This window comes from Chitinophagales bacterium, from assembly GCA_019694975.1.
Classification (GTDB): Bacteria; Bacteroidota; Bacteroidia; order Chitinophagales; family UBA10324; genus JACCZZ01.
The window spans coordinates 258,771-283,443 of the sequence record JAIBAY010000005.1 but is presented as its reverse complement, the minus strand read 5'-3'; the positions used below and the strand labels follow the sequence as shown (position 1 = coordinate 283,443).

Here is a 24,673-nt window from a genome sequence, read left to right as displayed (position 1 = left end):
TAACAAAATTACGGCTTATTTTTGCAAACATCCTGCCGAACTCCAATACCGTGTACCTGCTTGCCATCGAATCTTCCTGTGATGAAACATCCGCGGCTGTGCTTTGCGATGGTGTCATCCTTTCAAATATCATTGCTGCTCAACCTGTTCATGGCCGTTACGGTGGCGTGGTACCGGAACTGGCCAGCCGTGAACATATGAGCAATATTTTGCCTGTGGTGGATGGGGCACTGCAAAAGGCATTGGTTGAAAAGGAGCAACTCGATGCAGTAGCCTTCACAGCGGGTCCCGGCTTGATGGGTTCGTTACTGGTTGGCAGTTCTTTCGCAAAGGCATTCGCGTGGTCGCTGCATATTCCATTAATCACCGTTCACCACATGCAGGCCCATGTGCTTGCCCATTATATTGATGACCCCAAACCGGCTTTTCCGTTTTTATGCCTCACTGTTTCCGGCGGCCATACGCAGATTGTATTGGTAAAGAGTCATCAGCAGATGGAAGTAGTGGGCGATACGATTGACGATGCAGCAGGAGAGGCCTTTGATAAAACTGCCAAGATGCTTAATCTTCCTTATCCGGGTGGTCCGCTGATTGATGCCAGCGCGAAGGAAGGAGATAAGTATGCGTTTAATTTTCCGGAACCCGGAATAGCGGGACTGAATTTCAGTTTCAGCGGACTTAAGACATCCATCCTGTATTTCCTGCGCGATCAGATCAAGAATGATCCGCTGTTTATTGAAAAGAGGATGAACGATATATGCGCATCCGTTCAATACCGGATTGTTACCATCTTGCTCAATAAACTGCAAGCAGCGGCAAAACAGTATGGCATCAGCCGCGTTGCTATCGCCGGAGGCGTGGCTGCTAATGCAGGATTGCGGAGTGAATTGAAAGCATTGGCTGATGAAAACGGATGGACTGTATTCATTCCGGCAATGCAGTATTGTACTGATAATGCGGCAATGATTGCAATGGCAGGATATTACAAGTTTCTTGCTAAGGATTTCGGGCCGCTGGATGCTGCTCCTTCACCGGGTTTGCAATGGCATTGATCCTGCATGCTGAGTTAGCATTTGTTCAATCCTAACCCATTAAGTTCACGAACGAAAACATCTTATTTTTGCACCCGGGAAATCGCTTTTCTTATGAATGAAAACATCAAAACTTTTTCGCTGGCAGTTATCACGATCTGTGTTTTTATTATAACAGTGATTGATATTCTGAATCTTGTTCAGCAACGGAACGACCGGTTGGCTGCCCTTAATTACCCTAATGCCGGAACTGAGATAAATACACCTGCCACATCGGTGCCTCCGCAGGAATCATCCACATCCGTAATACCTCCGTTGGGTGATCAGCCGCTTACCACGATAAAATTTGACGAGATGCAGCACGACTTCGGTGATATGATGAAAGGAGATGTGGTGCATTATTCCTTTAAATTCAGGAATACAGGAGCAAATCCGCTGGTGATAACGAATGCACATGGATCCTGCGGTTGTACCATTCCTTCCTATCCAAAAGAACCAGTACCTCCTGGCGGTGAATCAACGATTGAAGTACAGTTTAACAGTGCTGGCAAAGAAGGATTACAGAATAAAAGTATTGCGGTGACGGCAAATACGGAACCCCGGCAGACGGTACTTACCATCAATGCCAATGTGATAAAGAAACAATGAAGAACTATCTGTCGCTGATAAAATTCAGCCATACCATATTTGCGCTCCCATTTGCCATGATTGGTTTTTTTCTTGCCGTATGGCAGGAAGGATTTTCCTTCAGCTGGCAAAAATTAATGCTGGTGCTGAGCTGTATGGTATTTGCCAGGAGTGCAGCAATGGCGTTTAACAGGGTGATAGATGAAAAATTCGACAGCAGGAATCCGCGAACTGCGAACCGTGAAATTCCCGCAGGGGTCATTTCAAAATATAAAGCATCATTGTTTACGGCAGCATGTATGCTGGCATTTATGGGTTGTACCTATTTCATCAATTGGCTTTGCTTTATGCTGTCGCCGGTGGCGTTACTGGTAATACTTGGATACAGTTACACGAAGAGATTTACGCATCTTTCGCATTTTGTACTGGGACTTGGGTTAGCACTCGCACCTGTCGGGGCATACCTTGCCGTGGCTGGTTCCTTTGGCTTACTGCCCGTTTTACTGGGCATGGCTGTACTTTGCTGGGTGAGTGGATTTGACATCATTTATGCCTTGCAGGATGTTTCATTTGATAAAGAACATGCACTTCATTCGGTTCCGGTGTGGATTGGTAAAGAGAAGGCCCTGTTGGTTTCTTCAGCCATTCATATTTTATGTTTTGCATGCCTGATATTGATTGGAATACTCGGTCATTTTGGAAGCTGGTATTGGACAGGATGCATCATATTCACCATACTGCTGATATATCAGCATACTATCGTTAAGGCTGACGATCTTGCAAGGGTTAATGTCGCTTTCTTTACCACCAATGGAATAGCCAGTGTTATTTTTGCCATCTTTGTTTTGATTGATATTTATTAAGCGGCGCACTTGGCACGAATACTTGCTTTGGATTATGGAGTAAAACGAACGGGCGTTGCTGTAACCGATCCGTTGCAGATAATTGCAACCGGACTCAGTACTGTTGAAACAAAACAGCTATTCGGTTTTCTGCGTGATTATTTCATGCAGGAAAAAGTGGAATGTTTGGTGATTGGCGAACCTAAAAACCTGGATAATACGCCGTCAGAAATCAGTGCTGAAATCAACCGGTTTATTACATTGTTTAAGGAAAAATACCCGGCAATCGCTGTGAAGAGAGTTGATGAAAGATTTACCTCAGTGCTGGCTCAGCAGGCAATCCTGGCAGCGGGCAAAAACAAAAAAGCACGCCGGGATAAAGCAATGGTGGATAAAGTGAGCGCTGTCATAATTTTACAATCATACTTATCGTCGGTTCAAAAATGATTCTGCCTATCATAGCATATGGTGACCCTATCCTGCGGAAAAGGGCATTGGCAATAGATAACAGCTATCCCCGGCTGGCTGATCTTATTGCTAATATGTTTGAAACAATGTATGCTGCAAGCGGAATCGGACTCGCCGCACCGCAGGTTGGTCATAGCATCCGGCTATTCATTGTTGATACAATTCCTGTACTGCAAAATCTTGATAAAGAAGATCCGGATCATGATTTTAAAGGTGAAAGCGGATTAAGGCAGGTGTTTATCAATGCAAAAGCCATTGAAAGGAAAGGCGAAGAATGGAGATATAATGAAGGTTGTCTGAGTATTCCCAGGATAAGAGAGGATATTGAGCGAACTGATGAGATTTTGCTGGAATACCAGGATGAAAACTTCATCAGTCACCGTTCTGTTTTCAAAGGATTGGCGGGCAGGGTAATTCAGCATGAGTATGATCATATCGATGGCATTTTATTCACCGATCATTTAACACCACTGAAAAAAAGGTTGCTGAAGAAGAAAATGGAAAATATTTCCAAAGGACTCGTGGAGGTGGATTATAAAATGAAATTTCCACAGAAAAAATAGCCCGGCCGGGTTAGCATTTACTTTTTCTTAAACGCTCCGTTCTGCAGTGCATTGAAGAACTGCATCCAGGCACTTGGACTGAGGATTGCCTGTGGCTGATACTGGCCGGCATAATAATAAGTGTAGGAATAGTTTTGTAAAGATTTTGTGGCATTGAGCGTTCCATCTTTGAGCGTTTCGCCCAATTCACGCAGTTTATTCGCATCCAGGTTTTTTCGTGCACGTTCAAGATCGTCATCCGGAATATTGAGGTGAACAAAAGCATCTCTGAACTGATCCTTTGAAAACCACGGATAGACCCTTGCTTCGGGCAGCATTTTAATATCAGGCTGCAGAAAGATGAGCGCCGTATAGCTTTCCTTGTCGGGAATATCCGGCACCACCACCAATCCCTTCTGATAGCCCACTGATGTGATTTCAATCGTGTCGCCAACACGTGCTGCAAAAGTGAAAAACCCCTGAAAATTGGCGATCGCACCCAATTTTATGCTTTTGTTATAAACACTGGCAAAAGGCACCGGTGTGGTGGATGAATCCGTTGAGAGAACGACACCGCTGTACTGAATCAGCCGCGGGCTTTGCGCCATTGACAGATTACATGCAAGCAAAACAATCAAAACAGTGAGAAGCGAATTGAATTTTATCATGGAGGATTCAAACCTACGCCATTTCAATGAAATTTCAGAAATTCCGGGTGGTACCGATCTGATGAGAAGACAATAAGCCGCGTGTAAATTCCGGAATAGACAAAGAGATGACCGTATTACAAATACAAATTAAGGGATAGGGATTTGCCGGATACCTAATGCATGTATTTCTTCATGGATTGGAAACCTATTGCAGATTGCACAAAAAAGTAAAGCCCAACCGGCCATGCAATAAAAATCACTCCGAGGATGAGGTAGATGCCCATTGACTGTTGCGCCAGCACAACTGTAACAAAGGGTGTTACCAGCAAAATCGCACCAACTATCATAAAAACAATTAAGGTCGGATAAGAATACAGGTAGGTATTCCGGTAAAATTTACTGTTCAGGAATTCTTTCTCCGACAAAGTTGCATGTTGAGCAGCCCTTGTTCGTGCTGCATTGATCCAATAGTAATAAACCTCAAATTGCAGCGGATCCTTGGTAGTATTGTAATCTTCCAGGTAGATCTCGTGTGTGTTTTTATGAATCAGAATTTCGTATGCCTCATTCACCAGGATAAAATTATCAAGTGCATCAGGGGAACGGTTGGTGGAAGGATGGTATTCTTTTGCTTTTTTGCGGTATGCACGTTTGATTTCCATCTCACTGGCATCCTTCGGAATACCGAGAATTGCGAAATAATCAGGAAGCATAAAAGGTAGATTTGGGAGAAAAGTTAATTATTAATCGTCTAATTTCAAAGATCAATGATCAGTATGCAGCATTATGCAGCCATTCTCGGCTGAATTATCAGGGTTATGCACAGCAAGATGCAAGTTGAATAACAACATGAGATTTTAAGAGCTTATCTTTTAACTTTGCCAGCCAAACTGTAAGAGCGCTATATGATTCCAATTATTCCCAAAGGATTTGTTTCACGTCACATCGGAGTAAACAACAATGATATCAGCGAGATGCTGCATGTAACCGGCGCATCTACACTGGATCAGCTGATTGCTGAATCAGTACCTGAAAAGATTAAAAGCAGCGAACCATTAAATGTTGGGGATGCTGTTTCGGAACAGGATTACCTTGCATCAATCAGGGAGATTGCGGAGAAGAACAAACTGTTCAGAACCTATATCGGAATGGGTTATTACAACACGTTCACGCCGCCTGTCATTTTGCGCAACCTGTTTGAGAATCCGGGTTGGTATACACAGTATACCCCATACCAGGCGGAGATTGCGCAGGGCCGCCTGGAATCATTGCTGAATTTTCAAACCATGGTCATTGACCTGACCGGTATGGAAGTAGCCAATGCCTCATTACTGGATGAGAGTACAGCTGCCGCAGAAGCAATGATTATGCTATACCATGCCCGTGAACGGAAGGATGAGCATAAGGCAGTGTTTTTCGTTTCCGAAAAGCTGTTTCCGCAAACCATAGATGTTTTGAAGACACGGGCTGCTCCGCTTGGCATTCAACTGCGTATTGGTAATCATCAGTCAGTGGCATGGGGAGATGATATTTTTGGTGCCATAGTTCAATATCCGGATGGTGATGGCCTCGTGGTTGATTATAGCGAATTCATTCAGCAGGCGCATCAGGCCGGTGCAAGGGTAGTGATGGCCGCCGATTTATTGGCGCTTACACTTTTAAAATCGCCCGGAGAAGCCGGGGCCGATGTGGCGGTAGGTTCTGCACAGCGCTTTGGTGTGCCAATGGGTTTTGGCGGCCCGCATGCGGCTTATTTTGCTGCCAAAGACGAATATAAGCGACAGATGCCGGGGCGAATTATTGGTGTATCTATTGATGCACACGGAAAGCAGGCGTTCAGAATGGCCCTGCAAACAAGAGAGCAGCATATTAAGCGGGAAAAGGCTACCTCCAATATTTGCACTGCGCAGGCATTGCTGGCCAATATGGCGGCGATGTATGCAATTTATCATGGTCCTGATGGACTAAAGGAGATTGCCGCACGCGTTAATGAATATGCTGCCGCCTTGCATGCCAAAATTGAAGCTGCAGGATTTAAACAGTTAAACGTATGCTATTTTGATACGCTCAAAATCAGTACGGGCAGGATCCCAGCAGAAAAAATCAAACAACTGGCACTCGATTCAGGCATTAACTTTCGTTATTTTGAATCGGGTGAAATTGGAATTGCACTTGATGAAACTGTCCGGTCAAAAGATGTAGAGGATATAGCCGGAATATTTGCCCGGGCTGCCGGATTCACCGGCGATTTATCAGTGCCAGCTAAGGTTGCAACAGGCATAGATCCGACAATCCGCAGGACATCGCCATTTCTGCAGCATCCCGTTTTTCATAACCATCATTCTGAAAGCCAGCTGATGCGTTACATGAAAATGCTGGAAAACAAAGATCTGTCACTGAATACCTCAATGATCTCACTTGGCTCGTGCACCATGAAATTGAATGCCGCAAGCGAAATGATTCCGGTAAGTTTTCCGGAGTTTTCCCAGTTGCATCCCTTCGTGCCGTTGGATCAGGTTGCCGGATACCTCCATATCATCAAGGCACTGGAAGATGATCTTTGCAGGATCACAGGATTCAAAGCATGTTCATTACAGCCGAATTCGGGTGCACAGGGAGAGTATGCCGGACTTATGGTCATCATGGCCTTTCACCATGACCGTGGCGATCATCACCGTACTGTAGCCTTGATTCCTTCTTCGGCACATGGCACCAATCCTGCCAGCGCAGTGATGGCCGGCATGCAGGTGGTGGTGGTGAAATGTGATGAAGAAGGTAATGTGGAAGTGGATGATCTAAGGGCAAAAGCAACCGAACATAAAGCGAACCTGGCCGCATTGCTGATCACTTATCCTTCTACGCATGGCGTTTTTGAAGAAAGCATCAAAGAAATTTGTGACATCATACATGCCAATGGGGGATTAGTGTATATGGATGGCGCTAATATGAATGCACAGGTAGGCCTTACAAGCCCTGCTGCACTGGGTGCCGATGTCAATCATATTAACCTGCACAAGACATTCAGCATTCCGCACGGCGGCGGTGGACCCGGTATGGGACCGATTTGTGTTGCCGCCCATCTGGCACCTTATCTGCCATCTCATCCTGTTGTGAAGGTGGGAGGAGAAAAAGGTATAACAGCTGTTTCCGGCGCTCCCTGGGGCAGCGCCAGCATTTTGCTGATCTCTTATGGTTATATCAGGATGCTGGGAAGCATTGGATGTACACTCGCTACAAAGTTCGCTATCCTGAATGCCAACTATATAAAATCACGGCTCGAAAAAAAGTATTCCATTTTATATGAGGGCAAGCTGGGCCGGTGTGCACATGAAATGATTGTTGATATGCGTGAATTTAAAAAATACGGGATAGAGGTGGAAGACATTGCCAAGCGGCTGATAGATTATGGTTTTCATGCACCCACCGTTTCCTTTCCTGTTCCGGGCACATTGATGATTGAACCGACAGAAAGCGAAGACAAGGCCGAACTCGACCGGTTTTGTGATGCATTGCTCTCCATCCGGCAGGAAATACAAGAGGTGATGGATGGTCAGGTAGATAAGGCAGATAATGTCTTAAAAAATGCTCCGCATACCATGCAAGATGTCACAGCTGATGAATGGCATCATTCCTACACGCGGGCAAAAGCTGCTTATCCGCTTGCTTATTTGCATCAATTTAAATTCTGGGCAACTGTAGGCAGGATCAATAATACCTATGGTGACCGCAACCTGGTTTGCACCTGTCCGCCGGTGGAAGCCTATGCTGATGCGATGGAGGAAGGAGGATGGAAAGAGTAATTCAAAGGTTATTTCTCCCTGAAGTAGATTAAATGCAAAAGAGACGCAAATGATTGTATGACGCTGCCCGCATATCGGGCAGCCTTTAAGTTCGCACGTAGCTATCTTACTTAGTCCTCCTGGCTTAATTATCAGATCCTGGATTTCTATGGATTTAATGGTGATATGGGTTTGTTCACTATTGCTGAAAACAAGAATGAATCTTGTAGCCCGGAAATGTTGCAGAAGAAAATTTGGGAAGATGATTTATGAGTCCTGTACAGGATTTTACTTCGTCTGAAACCAAACATGGTTAAAAAAACAAAGGGGCTCCGAAGAGCCCCTTTATTATCCTTTCGACTGAAAAAGAATTATTCTTTTACCACCTTAATCATTTTTTCATTAGTACCCTGACTTACTCTTACGAAGTATACACCGGGAGCGAGAGTTTCATTGATCTCGAAGGGAGCAGATGCATCTACGTTAAGGTACTCATGTAAGGTTCTTCCACTTAAGTCAACCAGGCGAACGGTAGCAGCTTCATTTGAACCGGAAGCCACATTGATCACCAGTGAATTGCTGAATGGGTTTGGATAGGCTTCAGCAGCGAAGATATCAGCTGCACCAGTTTTGCAAGAGATCGTAACAGACTTTTCAGAAGAAACGTCTTTGCAATTGGTTTCATCGATAGTTACCCTAACCTTGTAAAGGCCGGAAATGGTAGCATTGTAAGTGGAGTTTGTTGCACCACCAATCTTAACACCATTTCTGAACCATTTGTACAGCGGCGTACCACCCATAGGAGCGATAGTTCCCGTGAATGTAAGCGGTACAGAACCTCCTGAGCATGCGCCAATGCTGAATTTGGAAGTAGGAGCTTCTTTAACAGTTAATGTTACTGTTGCTGTGCAATCGCCACCGTCACCGGTAACGGTGTAGGTAGTGGTCGTGGTCGGGCTCGCAGAAACAACAGCACCGGTTGTAACATTCAGGCCTGTAGCAGGTGCCCAGGTGTAGGTAGTAGCGCCGGATGCGGTGATTTCTTTCGATTTCTTAGCGCAAACTTCCGGGGTACCGGGTGTAATATCAAGAGAACAGATAGGCTTGCAGGTAATAGGAAGGATGATGTTACTGATACCTGTGAATCCCCAGGTAGCGTAAGTGTACCATCCACCTCCATAGTAATTTGGATCCCACTCTTCAACAGCCGTGATAATACCTGCGCAGGAACCGGTCCTGTCTAAAGTAGTAACCATTGCAATGGTATCATTCTTTTTGTAACCGAAGTTAATACCGCAATAGAAAAGACTATCTGCCGGCATGGTAATTTCAGGGCTGAACTGTACATAAGTCAGATCGCCGTTAGTAACGTCAGTAACTACGTCGCTGTACTTAACCAGCTTGGTACCGAGAATTGTACCAGGTCCACCGGGTGAACCATCGGCAAATGTTCCGTCGTTGTCCCAAACACGAACGTTGAATTTGTCAACCGTATTAGCGGCTTTGGCAAATCCGAAATAAATAAGGCAACCTTTGATGGTTGTTCCAGGCAGATAGAAAATATCCGCTTTGGAAATATCGCCATATTCATTCTGACCTGCTACCCAACCACCGGCAGTGGACCAGAGGGCAAGCGTATCATCAAAGCAAAGGTTTGCAAAGGTGTCACAATCCTGGGTACGTAAAGAAGAACCCATCATGGATGGTTTTGCTTTTCCCAGGTTGGCTTTGATTTGGGCTGTACGCACGGGTTGCGTGGTTTGTGCGAAGGCATTGATTCCGATCAATGTCACAAGCACGATTAGAAAGGAAAATCTTTTCATGTGTTATTTGTTTTGGTTTAAGTGAAAAATTGAATTTGTGAAAGGAGCTTCAAATATAGCGTAATATTCAAATAATGCTACACCCTGCCTGATTTTTTTTGAAAGGAAATTTTATGGTTGACCGTAATAAGAGGAAGAGAAAACTTATAAATTATCTTCTTTGCTTTTGCAGGAATCGGTTACAGTAAATTAACAGCATTTTACTCCACCATTATTTCTGAATTGGTACGTTTTATGCTACCTTCGCGGCTTCAAAAAAACAATAACATGAAAAATTCAGGATCAAATCTTAATTACATCGCAACGGCTGCTTTCAGCCTGTTATTTGTCTTGTTTGCGCAACTGACTTTTGCCCAGCAACAACCTACTACTGAACAGAAACAGCAACGTAAAGAACAAAAAGCTGCTAAAGAACCTTCAGCAGAACAAAAGCAGCAAATGAGCGAGCAGCAAAGCACTGATGCGAAAGAGCCCACTGCAGAACAAAAGGAGAAAAGAGCCGCTCAACAGGAAGGAGGTGCAAACATGTCTGATGACGATATGAAAAAGACCTACGATGAGCATATGAAAAGGTATAATGAAACCTATGCTAAACTCGATAAAAAAGCTGCTTCAACCAATGACCCTCAGATGAAGAGCGATATTGCCGCTTTGCAATCACAGATGAATGAAGCAAAAACTTCGATGGATAATTTTATGAAGAATAAAGATTCCATGACGCCGGAGCAAAAGGAGCGCGCCAAAAATTCACTGAGGGAACAACAGGAGCAGCTGAAAAAGAATTATGAACAGCTGCGGACTAAATACGGAGCAGGTGAGTCAGGAAAATCAGAACAGAAAGGAGAACGGGCTCCTGCGAATCCCAAATAATTTATATAGGAATGACATAATGCTAAATCTCCCGGAAAATTCCGGGAGATTTTTTTTTGAATACGTTAGCCGATTTGTTGGCCATATCCTGTATTATCTTTTGTAAAGTAATTATCAAACTCTTTCTTCTATTGCTGCACGAAGGAAAGTGATTAACGCCAGGACATTATACGGCCGGTAGTATGCCTATATCCGGCACCCCATAAAAGAGCGATATTCATGGCGCATATTCGTCCGGGCGCGTATTTTTCAACTGAAAGATCATTCTTAAACTGCTACCTGCGTTGGTTTTCTTTCCCCGATTTGCTGACGCCACATAGCATAGTACAATCCTTTCTCTGCCAGCAGTTCGGAGTGATGGCCCTCTTCAATAATCTGGCCCTGCTCCAGCACATAGATTCTGTCGGCATGCATGATGGTGGATAAGCGATGCGCAATCATGATGGTGATATGCTGTTGATTTTTAGAAACCATCCGTATAGTATCAGTTATTTCTTCTTCCGTGAGTGAATCCAGTGCTGATGTGGCTTCATCAAAAACCATCAGGGAAGGCCTTCTCAGCAAAGCACGGGCAATGGATAACCGCTGTTTTTCACCTCCCGAAACCTTCACACCACCTTCACCAATCACGGTTTCAAGTCCCTTATCGGCACGTGCAAGCAAGCCCTGGCAGGAGGCTTTTTGCAATGCATCCATTATTTCTTCATCGGATGCCGCCGGATTTACAAACAAGAGGTTTTCCCTGATGCTGCCGGAGAATAACTGGGTGTCCTGTGTTACAAAACCAATCTGTTCCCTCAGTTCATTCAGATTGATTTCTTTTCCATTTATCCTGTTATACAGAATTTCACCGGCTGCCGGCTGATATAAACCAACCAGCAACTTAATAAGTGTTGTTTTGCCGGAGCCACTTGGCCCTACAAAGGCAATTGTTTCACCTAATCCCACATCAAAGGAAATATCTTTGATGGCAAACAGTTTCGAACTCTGATGCCTGAATGAAACATTTTTGAATTCAAATTCATTGACCTTGCCAATTGATAACGGATGGAGCGGGGTATGTTCCGCAGGCATGGACATGATATTGTTGAAATTGGCCATCGATACTTCTGCCTCACGGTAGATATTAATGATGTTGCCTAATTCCTGTAGCGGGCCAAAAATGAAAAAAGAATAGATGAATAATGTGGTGAACTGCCCGACCGTTATTTTTTGGGTGAAGATCAGGTACATCATCACTCCGAGTATCGTAACCCGCAACAGGTTTACACACGTACCTTGTATAAATCCAAGGCTTCTCACATAGCGGACTTTTTTCAGTTCCAGCTTCAGGATTTTGGCGGTGGTACTGTTCAGGTGGTCAATCTCCTGCTGCGCAAGTCCCAGGCTCTTCACCAGTTCAATATTGCGCAATGACTCGGTGGTGGCACCGGCCAGCGCCGTTGTTTCAGCAACAATCAGTTTTTGCATCTTCTTGATATTCCTGCTCAGGACGGAACTGATAATACCGATAATCGGTATGGCTGAAAAGTATATGGGGGCAATAACCCAATAAACCTGTACGGAATAAATTACCACCCAGATAATACCCACTAAGGAAGTAAAGAGAATGTTGACCATGGCACTCACCAGCTTTTCCATATCCGTTCTCACCTTTTGCAATTTTCCCAGAGATTCCCCGCTTCGCTGATCTTCGAATACCTCATATGGCAATTGAAGCGAGTGACGGATTCCATCCGTATAAATATCGGCGCCGGTTTTCTGAATTATTACATTGATAAAATAATCCTGGAAATTTTTTGCTATACGGGAAACCATGGCAACACTGATAAGTGCCAGCAACCCCATCAGCACGCCATGAAAAAATTCATTTTCGGAAAGGTTATTGAAATTATTCCCGTAATGGTCAATCATCTTGCCCAGGATAAACGGATCGAGCATGCTGAATACCTGGTTGATGGCTGCAAGGACTAAGGCCAGGATTAAGAGTTTCCAATACTTTTGGAGATAGGTGAGTAGTACTTTCATATCGGATAAGCAATCGTTTAATCGATGATGCAATTCTCAGGGCAAACGGCAAGCAATCTGAAAGCAGGATTTGCCATGTAAATCTGAAGTATAGAGTTGGTTAGTTCGCGCTTATTGCTAATTAAGTGTGAAATTCTGCGAAGTTTTATTTATGATTACAAAATAAAACTGAATGGAAGAATAACGCAAAATTTAAATAAGCGTTCCATCTGCCTATGGAAAAATCTGTCTGTTGAAACCATGCTTGTTTCGCCGGATATCATCACACAATGACGGTATAATATGGCTATCGTCGAGAAGGCAGTCCGCTCATGGGGCGTTTCATGGATCCCATCTTATTGAAGGTCTTCATCATCTTTTTCATTTCATCAAACTGTTTCACAAACTGGTTCAGTTCCTGAATGGAATTACCACTTCCTTCCGCAATGCGCTTTCTACGGGAACCATTTAACAATTCCGGGTTTTCGCGTTCTTCCTGTGTCATGGAAAGGATGAGCGCTTCAATCTTCTTAAAGGAGTTATTGTCAATATCGATGTCTTTTAACGCTTTGCCCATGCCGGGTATCATGCCCATCAGGTCTTTGATGTTTCCCATTTTTTTAATCTGGGCAAGCTGTTGGAGAAAATCATTGAAGTCGAATTGGTTTTTCCTGATCTTTTTCTGAAGGCGTTCCGCTTCTTTTTCATCAAACTGTTCCTGTGCTTTTTCTACCAGCGAAACGATATCGCCCATGCCCAGGATACGTTGTGCCATCCGTTCAGGATAGAAGAGATCAACCTGATCTGTTTTCTCACCGGTGGAAACAAACTTGATGGGCTTTTGTACTTCATATTTTATCGAAAGTGCAGCACCGCCTCTTGTATCACCATCCAGTTTTGTGAGCACCACACCATCAAAATCAAGTCGTTCATTAAACGCTTTGGAAGTATTCACCGCATCCTGCCCGGTCATGGCATCCACCACAAATAACACTTCCTGCGGCTGCAATGATTTCTTCAGTTTTGCGATTTCATTCATCATCTCTTCATCCACAGCCAGCCGGCCGGCAGTATCTACAATCACCGTATCAAATTCCTTCAGCTTTGCCTGGCGGATGCCATTTTCGGCGATTTGAACCGGATTGGTATTGCCTTCTTCCGCATAAACCGTAACGCCCACCTGTTCACCCAGAATTTTCAATTGTTCTACGGCAGCAGGCCTGTAAACGTCACAGGCAATCAGTATGGGTTGCCGGTTTCTTTTTGTCTTGAGGTAACTGGCAAGTTTGGCAGCGAAAGTTGTTTTACCGGAACCCTGCAACCCGGAAAGCAATATCACGACAGGGTTGCCTTTAAGATTAATGTCGGACTTGCCGCCACCCATCAGCGCCGTTAATTCATCCTGCACAATCTTTACCATCAACTGTCCGGGAGAAACTGCTGTCAGTACTTTTTCACCAAGCGCTTTTTCTTTTACCCTGTCAGTAAAATCTTTTGCGATCTTGTAGTTGACATCGGCGTCAACAAGTGCGCGTCGGATTTCTTTTACCGTTGCGGCAATATTGAGGTCGGTAATTCTTCCCTGGCCTTTTAAATTTTTTAATGCGCCTTCTAATCTTTCGCTTAGGCTTTCAAACATGACAAATGGAATTAAAGATTGAGTATAAATCTATACCGGAGGGCCAAAGTTCTGAATTCCCTCATTAATGTCAAAACCCTGTTCACCGTTTGATGAAACAGGGTTTTGATAATGCAAGTAGGCAGTGTAAAAGTTATTGCCCGAGATAGCTTTTTAACAGTTTACTCCTGGAGGTTGACCGGAGCTTATTGATGGCTTTGTCTTTTATCTGGCGGACGCGTTCGCGGGTAAGTGCGAATTTTTCTCCGATATCCTCGAGCGACATAGGATGTTCCACGCCGATGCCGAAGTATAACTTAATCACATCCTTTTGGCGTTCCGTTAAAGTGGACAACGAACGTTCAATCTCCCGCCGCAGGGATTCACGGTATTCGAGTGCTTCGTCTGTTTGCGGTGAGTTGGGATTTTCCAGTACATCAAGCAGTGAATTATCTTCTCCTTCCACAAATGGTGCATCCACAGAAACATGACGTGCTGCAATGCCCAGTGTGGTTTCCACTTCTTCCGTGTTTATTTCCAGTACCGTTGCCAGCTCATCAGCAGAAGGTTCTCTTTCAAATTCCTGCTCCAGCGCCGAGAATGCTTTATTGATTTTATTCAGTGATCCAACCTTATTCAATGGCAGACGAACGATACGGCTTTGTTCAGCCAGTGCCTGCAGGATCGATTGCCGGATCCACCAAACGGCATAAGAGATAAATTTAAAACCGCGTGTTTCATCAAAACGTTGCGCCGCTTTAATCAGGCCGAGGTTACCTTCATTGATCAGATCACTTAAGGAGAGACCCTGGTTCTGGTATTGCTTGGCTACGGATACCACAAAGCGAAGGTTTGCTTTAGTGAGTCGTTCCAATGCATTCTGATCGCCTTGTTTGATTTTTTTTGCCAGGTCCACTTCCTCTTCCGGAGTGAGGAGATCAACTTTTCCAATCTCCTGCAGATATTTTTCCAGTGACTGAGACTCCCTGTTGGTAATGGATTTTGTAATTTTTAGCTGACGCATAGATGGAGTGGGGGTTTTACGAAAAACGAGCAAAGATACTATAAAATAGCTTGCAGCTACAGGTATGCTCAAACATTTCCGGCATTTATAGGATGATTTCTTACCATTGATCCGGCATGACTCGTCTGTCGTGCACAGTTTCAATATTGATGATTTCGCATTTTTCACCAAATATTTTTTTTTATTTACTTGGAATTTCTACTTTTAAACGCTCCCCATTTAAAATACTCCGGCCTGAATCAAAGTTGGGTAACTATAGTGACAGAGGCGAATGGAGGAACAAAGGTCAACAAGCCGGGCTAATAACAGAATCATTAAAGATCACGGTATCGCAAGGATGAAATCAGTTGCTTCAAAAAATAAAAAGTATGTATTAGAGTATGTTATAAAATCGTCGCCGGGTATTCTCTACGATTTTTTATCAACTCCATCAGGTCTTGCACAGTGGTTTGCCGAAAAGGTGGATTCACTGCAGGAGACTTTTACTTTTTCATGGGATGGTTATCCACAAAAAGCCAGGCGCATTGAAAAGGCGGAAAATGAACGCATACGATTCCGTTGGGAAGGATCACCGAAGGATGAGTATTTTGAGTTTAAGATTCAAACTACGGAAATAACCGGCGATACAGTACTGCTGATCACAGACTTTGGTAACCCGAAAGAAATGAAAGACCTGACCAGGCTATGGGACAGCCAGGTACATGAGTTGAAAAAACGCCTTGGCGGATTATAGGCTGATAGGGTCGCGTATCGCTTATCTCATGGTGCTGTATGCCGCAGCAACCTTGCATATAGCAAAAAACTTTCCAGTATAAACCCTTCCATTTGGTTAATTCCCGACACCGGAATTTTCCTTGCCACTTTGATAAATCCCGCAGCATGCATAATTGAGGTCAACTCTTTGCCGGAAAAATGACGCATCATCCGGTAGTTGTCTTTCCCGAAATGGTGCAGCCAGGGTGAATCATGCACACAGATCCATGTTCTCTTTTTGGAAAGTTCATCATGATGCCGCAGCAATGCATGCTGCAAGCGATTGTCTGGCTTGCCGGCTACAAACAGGGCGCAGCTGATAAACTTTCCCCACCAAAACATGGTCCTGATGGCGAGCGATTCATTTCCTTTAAAATACCTTGGAAAGTCAAGCAGTATATATGGAAGGCCAAGATGATTTTCACCCTTTGATATTTTCCCGGTTGTACTATCGGTTCCGGTGGGAAAATCTATGCCTTCAAAAACCGCTTGCTCATTGGCACTGGATACGCAGTTAGCAAATGCATGATATATCTTTTGCGTGATACGGATTTTCGTTTCGAAAAATGAACGGTCTGATACTGCTTCAATCTCGTCTTTTGAAAGGATTATCTTTGCTTTTTCCGCCATATCGACGAAAGATAATTGAAAAAAATAGACCGGCTTTTACTCAAGTCCTTTGCAGGACCCTTCGTAGCGATCTTTTTCATCACGCTCTTTGTGCTGGTGATGCAGTTCTTATGGAAGTATGTTGATGACCTTGTTGGCAAAGGTCTGCCGGCATACGAGATCGGAAGGTTGCTTTTTTACGCATCCGCCAGCATGGTACCACTTGCCTTGCCGTTAGCCGTACTACTCTCATCTATAATGACAATAGGAACATTGGGCGAACATTATGAGCTCACTTCCCTTAAATCTTCCGGCATCTCGCTTCTGCGCATCATATCTCCGTTGATGATTGTTGCATTGCTGATAGCATGTGCGGCATTTCTTTTTTCCAACTACATTTTGCCGGTGGCTAACCTGAAATTCGGCGCATTACTCTATGACATCCGTCAACAACGGCCTGCCGTCAATATCCGCCAGGGAATTTTTTACAACGATATTGATGGCTACAGTATAAGGGTTGGTGATAAGGATGCTGATAACCAAACGATCCATCATATCCTGATTTACGATCATACCAGCGGCAAGGGAAATGACTATGTGATTACCGCGGAAGATGGAAAAATGTTTATGACGGATGATAAGCGATTCCTGGTTTTGCAGTTGTTTAATGGAAAGCAATACCAGGAACTGGCTCCTCCATCCGGTAAAAAATCAAAGGAATACGAACAACTGCGGATCGCATTCAGGGAATGGAAAAAGGTGTTCGACTTGTCGGAATTTTCGCTGAACCGGACGGATGAAAACCTTTTTAAAGACAATTACCAGATGCAAAATCTCGGTCAGCTGAAAAAATCAATTGACACGCTGCAGATTGGACTGAATAAAACATATCTTGAAGCGAAGGCTTTTTGTGCGACCTACTTTTCATTTGAGCGCACCAATTTTGACACTATAAAAATTCAACCCGACACTGCTCAAACGCTGGTAGCAGTTGATTCATTTGCCATGTATAACAGGGCGCTGGCATCATCCAGGAATATCAAGGGATACCTTTCCATATCCGCCAAGAATATTAAGTTTAAGCAGGAGGTGCTGCGTAAGTTTGAGATTGAGCGGCAGCGCAAATTTTCACTTTCGTTCGCCTGTTTCATCTTGTTTCTCATTGGTGCACCGCTGGGAGCTATCATTAAAAAGGGAGGCTTCGGGCTTCCGTTTGTGGTTTCGGTTTTCTTTTTTGTTATCTTTTATACACTTTCGATAATGGGAGAGAAGTTTGCCAAAGAAGGAGTGCTTACACCATTGCAGGGTATGTGGTTCTCGACTATGTTGTTGCTGCCGATTGCGGTGTTCCTGGTTTACAAGGCATCTATCGATTCTGTTTTATTCAATGTGGATGCTTACATCGGAATTGTCAAACAGCTTGTGCTACGCTTGCCCTTTGTGAAAAAAACGCAGCCTCACTGAAGCAGTCAGCATTATTTTGCCGGCTGATATATCGCTGACCTGACGATTCCTTTTTTATGCAGGAAATGACGGCAGCTGACAGAAAGCACTCCAAGGCCATAGACTACACTCCTCCTGAAATTAATGGATGATGCCGCTTCAAAATACTTAGTCGGGCAGGTGACTTCAGCGATTTCAAAACCCGCCATAAAAATCTGCGACAGCATCTGGTTATCGAAAACGAAATCGTCGGAGTTGGCGTGGTAATTAATTGCTTGCAGGACGGGCCGTGAAAAAGCGCGATAACCGGTATGATACTCCGATAATTTTTGATTGATCAGCAGGTTCTGCATAAAAGTGAGCACTCGGTTGAAATAATATTTATAGATCGGCATTCCGCCGGTTTGTGCGCCTTTTCCTAAAATGCGAGAACCCAGTACTACCGGATAAATATCATTGGCGATGATAGAAGCCATCGCCGGTATCAGCTTCGGTGTGTACTGATAGTCCGGATGCAGCATGATCACGATGTCGGCATTCAGCGCAAGTGCCTTATCATAACAGGTTTTCTGGTTGCCTCCATATCCTTTATTTTTTTCATGCACTACGATGTGGCGGATTCCAAGGCCGGTTGCCACCTTCACCGTATCATCGCGGCTGGCATCATCAACCAGCACCGTCTCATCCACCAGGTCATGAGGAATTTCCCGGTAGGTTGCCTCCAGTGTCTGCGCAGCATTGAATGCCGGCAACACGACCACAATTTTTTTTCCGTTCAGCATCTTGAATGACAAAAATAATTCTATTCGTGAAAGCAGGAAACAAGCAATGATGTAATGAAACAAAACGACAGGCGTCAGGACAACTGCTTAGCGGGCATTTGCTTATTCGCAAGAAATATATTTCCTGCTTAAGCAATAAATGAATCGTGTAAAGAAATACAAAATTTGACCGGTGAATCCCAACCTTATTTTGCAATCGCTTACTCAATGAATAATGGCCTTCTTATTTCACCGATTATTTTTTGGTGAATAGCGTAGTCAAAAAATTTTTCAATTGCGGCGCTGCCTTTTTCACCCAAAGAAACAGAGTAGTCATTCACATATAATCTGATATGCTGCCACATTACTGCCTCATCCATTTCCTGGGCATGCTCACGCACAAAGCTAATTGCCTCCTCAGGATGAGCAAATGCATACTGTACGCTCTGCCTGATTAGCTGACCGATGAATGCACCGATACCGGGCTCATGCGAACGTTTAATGGCGATTCCTCCCAGCGGAATAGGATGGCCGGTTGCTTGTTCCCAGCGTTCGCCTAAATCCACAATTTTTCGCAGTCCCCTTTTTTCATAGGTGAAACGGTTCTCGTGAATGATGACGCCTGTATCGATATTTCCTTGCAGCAAAGCATTTTCAATTTCGCTGAAGACCATTTCTGATTTGATGCCATGCTTCGGAAAAAAGGTTTCAAAAAGGAAATTGGCAGTGGTGTATTTTCCGGGAACGGCTACTGTATGCGTCGCCATATCTCCTTCATGTATCGATTTTCGGCTGATCAGCAACGGGCCACAGTTATTGCCCAATGCGCTGCCTGCAGTAAGCAATGCATATTGATCCTGAATGAATGGATAAACAGCAAAGCTGATTTTGGAAACATCCAGCTCGGCTGCCAGTGCCTTCCTGTTCAGTATTTCCACTTCAGCAAGCACCGGTAAGAAAGTGATTCCGCCGGTTTCAATTTTTCCATGAAGCAGTGCATAGAAAATAAATGTATCATTTGGGCAGGGAGAAAGGCCGATGCTGAGATTCATTGTTCAAAGTTACAGTGTTTCAAGCTGGACTGCCGATTTGGGATATTGAAAGGTAATAACAAGCAGCGGGAACTGCGCTCCTGAAAGGATGGGAAAATAATTCGGCTATTTTTGATAGAAACGGACAACCGTCTATGACACCGAAAAGAATTGTGCTTGCCTCACAGTCGCCCCGCCGGCATGAACTGCTCTGGAATCTCGGGATTGAGTTTACGCTGTTTGTAGCGGAAGTGGAAGAGGAATATCCTGCTGAATTACCGTTAAGGATGGTGCCATCTTTCCTGGCGGAGAAGAAAGCAAAGTCGGTGCTGCCACATCTTCAGTTTGATCAGTTGCTGATTACTGCAGATACCGTAGTGCTTTTTCAAAACAGGATTTTCGGGAAACCGGCTGATGAAGGCGAAGCTATTGAAATGCTGCAAATGCTTTCCGGCAATATGCATGAAGTGATTACGGGTGTTACGTTAGCCACCCGAGAACGGATCACCACTTTTTCAGAACTCACCAGGGTTTATTTCAAACACCTGACCACCGAAATGATTGAACACTATGTAAAAAGATTCAAGCCTTTCGACAAAGCTGGCGCTTATGGAGTTCAGGATTGGATCGGGCTGGCAGGCATCGAAAAAGTTTCCGGCTGCTTTTATAATGTGATGGGACTTCCTGTCAGCCGGCTCGTGGAAGAGTTACGGAAATTCGGATGGGTTCATGAATTTGAAAAGCAGGACCGGTGATAACACAACGTATCACGAGTGCCGTTATCAGCAGATTTGGTTCAGTTAAAAAGTATCATGCTATTTAAGAAGCTGCATTGCTTCCTGGGGTATTTCCAAACCCAGTTGTTGCATCTTTTTCAGTTGAGCCTTTGCGGCATCGGTTTGCTGTGTCTGCATGTAAAGCAGCAGGAGGTTGTTATTTCCCTGCGGATCAGCAGGACTCTTGTCGAGGAATATTTTCAGATAGTCAATCGCCTGGTTAAAATCATTTTTGACGAATGCGATGCGCGCCAGATGGAAATAGCATTCATAGTACCCGGATTTTTCAGTTTCCTTCAAAAAATACTTTTCAGCAGTAGCAATGGAATCCTGGTCAAGTTTCATTTTTCCCATGTAGAAATTCAGGTATTTTTCTTCCGGGTTCAAGGCATAAGCAGTGTTGATCAGCGTATGCGCTTTAACAGGATCTGTATCATTTAGCCTGGCACCGAGCATCATGTTGGCATAAGCGGAATGTGGTGAAGTGCGTACAGCTTCTGTCCAGAATGTAATGGGATCACTGAATTTTTTTTGATGATTAAAGTTGACAATGGCCAGCACAAGACATACGAAGATGACTGCCAGCGCTCTGTTTTTTTCCGACAGCTTATTTCTGAGGAAGACCGTCTGACTGAGGAGTAACAAGACTCCAACAATAGGCAGATACAGCCTGTGTTCGAAATCCTGATCATTCAAGGTGCCCGGCACAAGCAATACCGGCACCAGGAACAGCAGAAATACAGCGGCCCCGGTAAGTAACAGTCTAATATTTTTTTCGCTGGCGAAATAAATACCTGCCGACATCAACGCCAACGAGATGAATCCATACAGGTTAGCGGTATCCTTGCTTATTGGGAAAACGCTGAGATTCACGGGCAGAATAATCTTACCAAAGTATTGTAGCACAACCGGCAACCTTGAAGGCAAAGCGGCAAATACTGCTGCCAATTGTAACTGCTCATTTTTCAAGGTGGCCTGCGACCTCGTATAGAACCATATCAGGAAGGCAAGTATCCAGGTGCCGTATAAGATGATGTTCCTTTTGTGGAGCCAGTTAGTATGCAGGTAAAAAATAAGCAACAGCAAAGCAACCGGTGGTGCAAATACTGCTGTTTCCTTGGTGAAAAAGGCAAGCAGCAGCAATATGAATTGCAGGAATAATGTAACAGGCTTGCCTGCAACATGGTAGTTTATGGAAACAATAAAGAAGCCAAAAACAAATACAGCGAGCAATGTGTCATTTCTTCCCGGTATCCAGGCTACTGCCTGAGAAAGCACAGGATGTACGGCAAAAAGTAATGTGAGTGCAAAAGCCTCCCATTCCTTCATTTGCAGTTTTTTCAGCAATACAAACAGCAGTAATACAGCTAACAGGTGCAGGATTATATTCACTACATGGTACCCCTTGATATGCGTACCATTTACCTGGTAATTGAGCACAAAGGAGTTCAATAGCAACGGACGGTAATAGACATCTTCCGTCGGATTAAACACACCTCGTTTAAAACTGGTAATGAGATTGGAAAGGTCTTCGTTGTAAGCCTGCTGTTCTTTGATAAATATAGAATCATCTAATTCGGTAAAGTCAAAGTTTACCGATCTGCCGTAAAGCATGACGACTGTGAGCGAGAGCAGGAGAAAAGGATAAGGAATCCTGAACGTTCCCAATACCGCAGGTATAACCTTATTTTTTTCTTTCAGTGATTGTTTCCTGGGCTCCTTCATAAAATTGGCAATGCGCAAAACGACGGCAATTTATAAAGATGCAATTGAAAATACAGGAGCACACTAATTCAATAGCAGATAAAATTGTTGATTACAAGTGACAACCAAAGACGGGATACAGGCAAGAGTAATTTTTTCCAGCGGATTTGCTTTGCTCAGCGTAATGCATGGTAACACCGGAATCATAATGAATGAATCATGATAATTTCATCCTGATAAATCAACTGCGCGATTAACCGGTAGGCAGAAAATGTTCATCCGTTTGGAACAAATTAAGGATGAAAGCAGCATTATTTTCTATGGTTCATTTTACCCTTATCAAATGATGTTGTCTTGCCGGAAAGCATCAGCATCAACCGTTTTGGAGACAGCGTGAATGTCTTATATTTGCGCTACTTCATCAAAAAATGATCAAAATGCATTTTAAGAAATCAAAGCTGACCGTAATTTTTTTAACCATGCTTACCGGGCTGATGTCCTGTAATTCACAAAAGAAAGAAAACACCTCCGCGGCACTTGAATCGTACCTCAGGCAATACAATCTTGAATATCAAAAGCTGTATGCTGCTTCTGCTGCTGGCCAATGGATGCTGAATACGCATATTGTGGAAGGGGATACAATGGCTTCTCATAATGCTGCCCTGGCAGATGAAGCCATGGCGAAATTTACCGGTAGTAAAGCGAATATTGATTCAGCAAGAAAATACCTGGCATTGAAAGACCAGCTTACGCCGATACAGGTTCGGCAGTTGCAAACCATTTTATTCAACGCAGGCAATAACCCTGAAACAGCCGGTGATGTTGTAAAGAAGCGCATTGAAGCAACTAATGCACAAACAGAGAAGTTATACGGCTTTCACTATACGCTAAATGGTAAACCCACCACGGTAAATGCGCTTGATGAAATATTACAGAATTCAGATAATATGCAAGACCGGCTGCATGCGTGGACGGCAAGCAAAGAAGTGGGCAGTACACTGAAAGATGGCCTCGCCAACCTTCGTGACCTCAGAAATCAAAGTGTGACACCACTTGGCTACAGTGATTTCTTTAACTATATGGCATCGGAGTATGGAATGAGTACGGATGAAATGATGCAGCTGACGCATGGCATGATAGCTGATGTCTGGCCCTTGTACAGGGAATTGCATACATGGGCACGTTATGAGCTTGCTGCAAAATACCATCAACCGGTTCCCGATTACCTGCCGGCACAATGGATGCCCAATCGCTGGGGACAGGACTGGTCATCTATGGTAACGGTGAAGGGACTGGATATTGATTCTGTGCTCAAATCACACGATCCTGAATGGATTGTAAAGCAGGGTGAAAAGTTTTATCAGAGTCTTGGCTTCGGGCCGTTGCCTCCATCATTTTGGGCGAATTCAAGTTTGTACCCTGTGGCCGCTGACGCGGGATATAGTAAAAACAACCACGCTTCTGCCTGGCATATGGACCTTGATACTGATGTGCGATCGCTAATGAGTGTTGAAACCAATACCAGGTGGTGGAGCACTGTGCTGCATGAACTAGGTCATATTTACTACTACCAGTCTTATTCAAATCCTGATGTTCCCTATATTCTTCGCAGTGGCGCCAACAGGGGTTATCATGAAGCATTTGGCACCATGATGGGCCTTGCCTCCCTGCAAAAACCATTTCTGGAAGGGTTGGGCATGATTAAGCCCGGGCTGCAAACCAATGACACATTGAAATTGCTGAGTGAGGCTTTGAATTATGTGGTGCATATACCATGGGGCAGTGGAGTAATGACGGAATTTGAATATAACTTATATGCGAAGAACCTTCCGGAAGATCAATATAACAAGACCTGGTGGGAACTGGTGAAGAAGTACCAGGGAATTGTTCCTCCCGCTGAACGGGGAGAAAACTATTGCGATGCGGCCACCAAAACGCATATCAATGATGACCCCGCAGGCTATTATGATTATTCCATTGCCAATGTACTGTTGTTTCAGTTTCACGATTTTATAGCAGACAGCATTCTTCATCAGGATCCGCATGCGACCAATTATTGGGGTAATAAGGGAGTAGGTGACTTCTTAAAAAAGGTGATGTCGCCGGGCGCCAGTGTTGACTGGCGCGAACATCTGAAGTCGAGTATTCATGCTGATATGAGTGCCGGACCAATGGTCGACTACTTTGCACCACTGATGGATTATCTTAAACGGGCAAATGCCGGAAGGAAATATACATTGCCTGAGACAGTACCGATGTAGATTGTATAAGTTGATACAATCAATGAACAATCAAACACCTGATCCAATTTTTTC

The 24,673-nt window shown here is 44.1% G+C and carries 21 protein-coding genes; 11 read left to right on the top strand and 10 right to left on the bottom strand.

All coding sequences use genetic code 11. From position 1 onward, the window contains the following. The first annotated feature begins 50 nt into the window (after positions 1 to 50). The 5 genes from tsaD to def all read left to right on the top strand — a co-directional run bounded on the left by tsaD (position 51) and on the right by def (position 3,531). Positions 51 to 1,052, top strand: coding sequence for a tRNA (adenosine(37)-N6)-threonylcarbamoyltransferase complex transferase subunit TsaD (gene tsaD, locus K1X61_11575; protein MBX7109278.1), 1,002 nt, complete (start codon positions 51 to 53; stop codon positions 1,050 to 1,052). Positions 1,053 to 1,145: 93 nt separating this feature from the next. Beyond that, the gene (locus K1X61_11570; protein ID MBX7109277.1) at positions 1,146 to 1,679 is read left to right on the top strand and encodes a DUF1573 domain-containing protein; all 534 of its coding nucleotides are present in this window, start codon (positions 1,146 to 1,148) and stop codon (positions 1,677 to 1,679) included. Further along, positions 1,676 to 2,521 carry a putative 4-hydroxybenzoate polyprenyltransferase gene (ubiA, locus tag K1X61_11565; protein ID MBX7109276.1) on the top strand — a complete coding sequence of 282 codons (846 nt, stop codon included), beginning with the start codon at positions 1,676 to 1,678 and terminating at the stop codon, positions 2,519 to 2,521. The genes K1X61_11570 and ubiA overlap by 4 nt, the downstream gene beginning before the upstream one ends. A gap of 9 nt (positions 2,522 to 2,530) precedes the next feature. After that, complete coding sequence (gene ruvX, locus K1X61_11560; protein ID MBX7109275.1) at positions 2,531 to 2,947, top strand: Holliday junction resolvase RuvX; 417 nt, start codon at positions 2,531 to 2,533, stop codon at positions 2,945 to 2,947. Further along, positions 2,944 to 3,531, top strand: coding sequence for a peptide deformylase (def, locus tag K1X61_11555; GenBank protein MBX7109274.1), 588 nt, complete (start codon positions 2,944 to 2,946; stop codon positions 3,529 to 3,531). The genes ruvX and def overlap by 4 nt, the downstream gene beginning before the upstream one ends. 17 nt (positions 3,532 to 3,548) lie before the next feature. On the opposite strand, the gene K1X61_11550 is transcribed toward def, so the two are convergent. Together K1X61_11550 and K1X61_11545 are read right to left on the bottom strand one after the other, a co-directional pair. Then, positions 3,549 to 4,178 carry a carboxypeptidase-like regulatory domain-containing protein gene (locus tag K1X61_11550; GenBank protein MBX7109273.1) on the bottom strand — a complete coding sequence of 210 codons (630 nt, stop codon included), beginning with the start codon at positions 4,176 to 4,178 and terminating at the stop codon, positions 3,549 to 3,551. A 155-nt stretch (positions 4,179 to 4,333) separates the two neighbouring features. Beyond that, a complete protein-coding gene (locus K1X61_11545; GenBank protein ID MBX7109272.1) occupies positions 4,334 to 4,873 on the bottom strand; it encodes a DnaJ domain-containing protein in 540 nt (179 codons plus the stop codon). Positions 4,874 to 5,065: 192 nt separating this feature from the next. Here K1X61_11545 and gcvP point away from each other — a divergent pair, with 192 nt between their 5' ends. After that, a complete protein-coding gene (gcvP, locus tag K1X61_11540; protein MBX7109271.1) occupies positions 5,066 to 7,960 on the top strand; it encodes an aminomethyl-transferring glycine dehydrogenase in 2,895 nt (964 codons plus the stop codon). Positions 7,961 to 8,310: 350 nt separating this feature from the next. Here the strand turns inward: gcvP and K1X61_11535 are convergent, their stop codons facing one another. Beyond that, positions 8,311 to 9,762 carry a T9SS type A sorting domain-containing protein gene (locus tag K1X61_11535; protein ID MBX7109270.1) on the bottom strand — a complete coding sequence of 484 codons (1,452 nt, stop codon included), beginning with the start codon at positions 9,760 to 9,762 and terminating at the stop codon, positions 8,311 to 8,313. Positions 9,763 to 10,029: 267 nt separating this feature from the next. Here K1X61_11535 and K1X61_11530 point away from each other — a divergent pair, with 267 nt between their 5' ends. Continuing rightward, on the top strand, positions 10,030 to 10,632 hold the full coding sequence (locus K1X61_11530; GenBank protein ID MBX7109269.1) for a hypothetical protein: 603 nt from the start codon (positions 10,030 to 10,032) through the stop codon (positions 10,630 to 10,632). A 267-nt stretch (positions 10,633 to 10,899) separates the two neighbouring features. Here K1X61_11530 and K1X61_11525 read toward each other — a convergent pair whose 3' ends face one another. From K1X61_11525 to K1X61_11515, 3 genes are all read right to left on the bottom strand, one after another. Beyond that, positions 10,900 to 12,660 carry an ABC transporter ATP-binding protein/permease gene (locus tag K1X61_11525; GenBank protein ID MBX7109268.1) on the bottom strand — a complete coding sequence of 587 codons (1,761 nt, stop codon included), beginning with the start codon at positions 12,658 to 12,660 and terminating at the stop codon, positions 10,900 to 10,902. Positions 12,661 to 12,946: 286 nt separating this feature from the next. Beyond that, positions 12,947 to 14,278, bottom strand: coding sequence for a signal recognition particle protein (gene ffh / locus K1X61_11520; protein ID MBX7109267.1), 1,332 nt, complete (start codon positions 14,276 to 14,278; stop codon positions 12,947 to 12,949). A 133-nt stretch (positions 14,279 to 14,411) separates the two neighbouring features. Next, positions 14,412 to 15,281 (bottom strand): RNA polymerase sigma factor RpoD/SigA, encoded by an 870-nt coding sequence (locus tag K1X61_11515; GenBank protein MBX7109266.1) that lies wholly within the window; start codon positions 15,279 to 15,281, stop codon positions 14,412 to 14,414. A gap of 337 nt (positions 15,282 to 15,618) precedes the next feature. On the opposite strand from K1X61_11515, the gene K1X61_11510 reads away from it, so the two are divergent. After that, positions 15,619 to 16,014, top strand: a complete 396-nt coding sequence (locus K1X61_11510; protein MBX7109265.1) for an ATPase — start codon at positions 15,619 to 15,621, stop codon at positions 16,012 to 16,014. Between the two features lie 26 nt (positions 16,015 to 16,040). Here K1X61_11510 and K1X61_11505 read toward each other — a convergent pair whose 3' ends face one another. Beyond that, positions 16,041 to 16,664, bottom strand: a complete 624-nt coding sequence (locus tag K1X61_11505) for a hypothetical protein (protein MBX7109264.1) — start codon at positions 16,662 to 16,664, stop codon at positions 16,041 to 16,043. Between the two features lie 15 nt (positions 16,665 to 16,679). Between K1X61_11505 and K1X61_11500 the strand changes: the two genes are divergently transcribed. Beyond that, positions 16,680 to 18,107, top strand: a complete 1,428-nt coding sequence (locus tag K1X61_11500) for an LptF/LptG family permease (GenBank protein MBX7109263.1) — start codon at positions 16,680 to 16,682, stop codon at positions 18,105 to 18,107. 11 nt (positions 18,108 to 18,118) lie between these two features. Here the strand turns inward: K1X61_11500 and K1X61_11495 are convergent, their stop codons facing one another. Together K1X61_11495 and K1X61_11490 are read right to left on the bottom strand one after the other, a co-directional pair. Beyond that, the gene (locus K1X61_11495; GenBank protein MBX7109262.1) at positions 18,119 to 18,868 is read right to left on the bottom strand and encodes a glycosyltransferase family 2 protein; all 750 of its coding nucleotides are present in this window, start codon (positions 18,866 to 18,868) and stop codon (positions 18,119 to 18,121) included. 200 nt (positions 18,869 to 19,068) lie between these two features. Continuing rightward, positions 19,069 to 19,899 carry a 1,4-dihydroxy-6-naphthoate synthase gene (locus K1X61_11490; GenBank protein MBX7109261.1) on the bottom strand — a complete coding sequence of 277 codons (831 nt, stop codon included), beginning with the start codon at positions 19,897 to 19,899 and terminating at the stop codon, positions 19,069 to 19,071. A gap of 134 nt (positions 19,900 to 20,033) precedes the next feature. Here K1X61_11490 and K1X61_11485 point away from each other — a divergent pair, with 134 nt between their 5' ends. Beyond that, positions 20,034 to 20,633, top strand: a complete 600-nt coding sequence (locus K1X61_11485; protein ID MBX7109260.1) for a Maf family nucleotide pyrophosphatase — start codon at positions 20,034 to 20,036, stop codon at positions 20,631 to 20,633. Between the two features lie 60 nt (positions 20,634 to 20,693). On the opposite strand, the gene K1X61_11480 is transcribed toward K1X61_11485, so the two are convergent. Then, complete coding sequence (locus K1X61_11480) at positions 20,694 to 22,397, bottom strand: hypothetical protein (protein MBX7109259.1); 1,704 nt, start codon at positions 22,395 to 22,397, stop codon at positions 20,694 to 20,696. 398 nt (positions 22,398 to 22,795) lie between these two features. On the opposite strand from K1X61_11480, the gene K1X61_11475 reads away from it, so the two are divergent. Continuing rightward, complete coding sequence (locus K1X61_11475) at positions 22,796 to 24,619, top strand: M2 family metallopeptidase (GenBank protein ID MBX7109258.1); 1,824 nt, start codon at positions 22,796 to 22,798, stop codon at positions 24,617 to 24,619. Positions 24,620 to 24,673 lie beyond the last annotated feature (54 nt).

What these genes read in the sequence shown, in the direction of transcription:
- K1X61_11495 (MBX7109262.1), bottom strand. Translation starts at nt 18,868, where the DNA reads ATGCTGAACGGAAAAAAAATTGTGGTCGTGTTGCCGGCATTCAATGCT.
- K1X61_11490 (MBX7109261.1), bottom strand. Translation starts at nt 19,899, where the DNA reads ATGAATCTCAGCATCGGCCTTTCTCCCTGCCCAAATGATACATTTATT.
- K1X61_11570 (MBX7109277.1), top strand. Translation starts at nt 1,146, where the DNA reads ATGAATGAAAACATCAAAACTTTTTCGCTGGCAGTTATCACGATCTGT.
- gcvP (MBX7109271.1), top strand. Translation starts at nt 5,066, where the DNA reads ATGATTCCAATTATTCCCAAAGGATTTGTTTCACGTCACATCGGAGTA.
- K1X61_11535 (MBX7109270.1), bottom strand. Translation starts at nt 9,762, where the DNA reads ATGAAAAGATTTTCCTTTCTAATCGTGCTTGTGACATTGATCGGAATC.
- K1X61_11475 (MBX7109258.1), top strand. Translation starts at nt 22,796, where the DNA reads ATGCATTTTAAGAAATCAAAGCTGACCGTAATTTTTTTAACCATGCTT.
- K1X61_11505 (MBX7109264.1), bottom strand. Translation starts at nt 16,664, where the DNA reads ATGGCGGAAAAAGCAAAGATAATCCTTTCAAAAGACGAGATTGAAGCA.
- def (MBX7109274.1), top strand. Translation starts at nt 2,944, where the DNA reads ATGATTCTGCCTATCATAGCATATGGTGACCCTATCCTGCGGAAAAGG.
- K1X61_11530 (MBX7109269.1), top strand. Translation starts at nt 10,030, where the DNA reads ATGAAAAATTCAGGATCAAATCTTAATTACATCGCAACGGCTGCTTTC.
- K1X61_11545 (MBX7109272.1), bottom strand. Translation starts at nt 4,873, where the DNA reads ATGCTTCCTGATTATTTCGCAATTCTCGGTATTCCGAAGGATGCCAGT.
- K1X61_11510 (MBX7109265.1), top strand. Translation starts at nt 15,619, where the DNA reads ATGAAATCAGTTGCTTCAAAAAATAAAAAGTATGTATTAGAGTATGTT.
- K1X61_11515 (MBX7109266.1), bottom strand. Translation starts at nt 15,281, where the DNA reads ATGCGTCAGCTAAAAATTACAAAATCCATTACCAACAGGGAGTCTCAG.
- K1X61_11550 (MBX7109273.1), bottom strand. Translation starts at nt 4,178, where the DNA reads ATGATAAAATTCAATTCGCTTCTCACTGTTTTGATTGTTTTGCTTGCA.
- ffh (MBX7109267.1), bottom strand. Translation starts at nt 14,278, where the DNA reads ATGTTTGAAAGCCTAAGCGAAAGATTAGAAGGCGCATTAAAAAATTTA.
- ubiA (MBX7109276.1), top strand. Translation starts at nt 1,676, where the DNA reads ATGAAGAACTATCTGTCGCTGATAAAATTCAGCCATACCATATTTGCG.
- K1X61_11485 (MBX7109260.1), top strand. Translation starts at nt 20,034, where the DNA reads ATGACACCGAAAAGAATTGTGCTTGCCTCACAGTCGCCCCGCCGGCAT.
- K1X61_11525 (MBX7109268.1), bottom strand. Translation starts at nt 12,660, where the DNA reads ATGAAAGTACTACTCACCTATCTCCAAAAGTATTGGAAACTCTTAATC.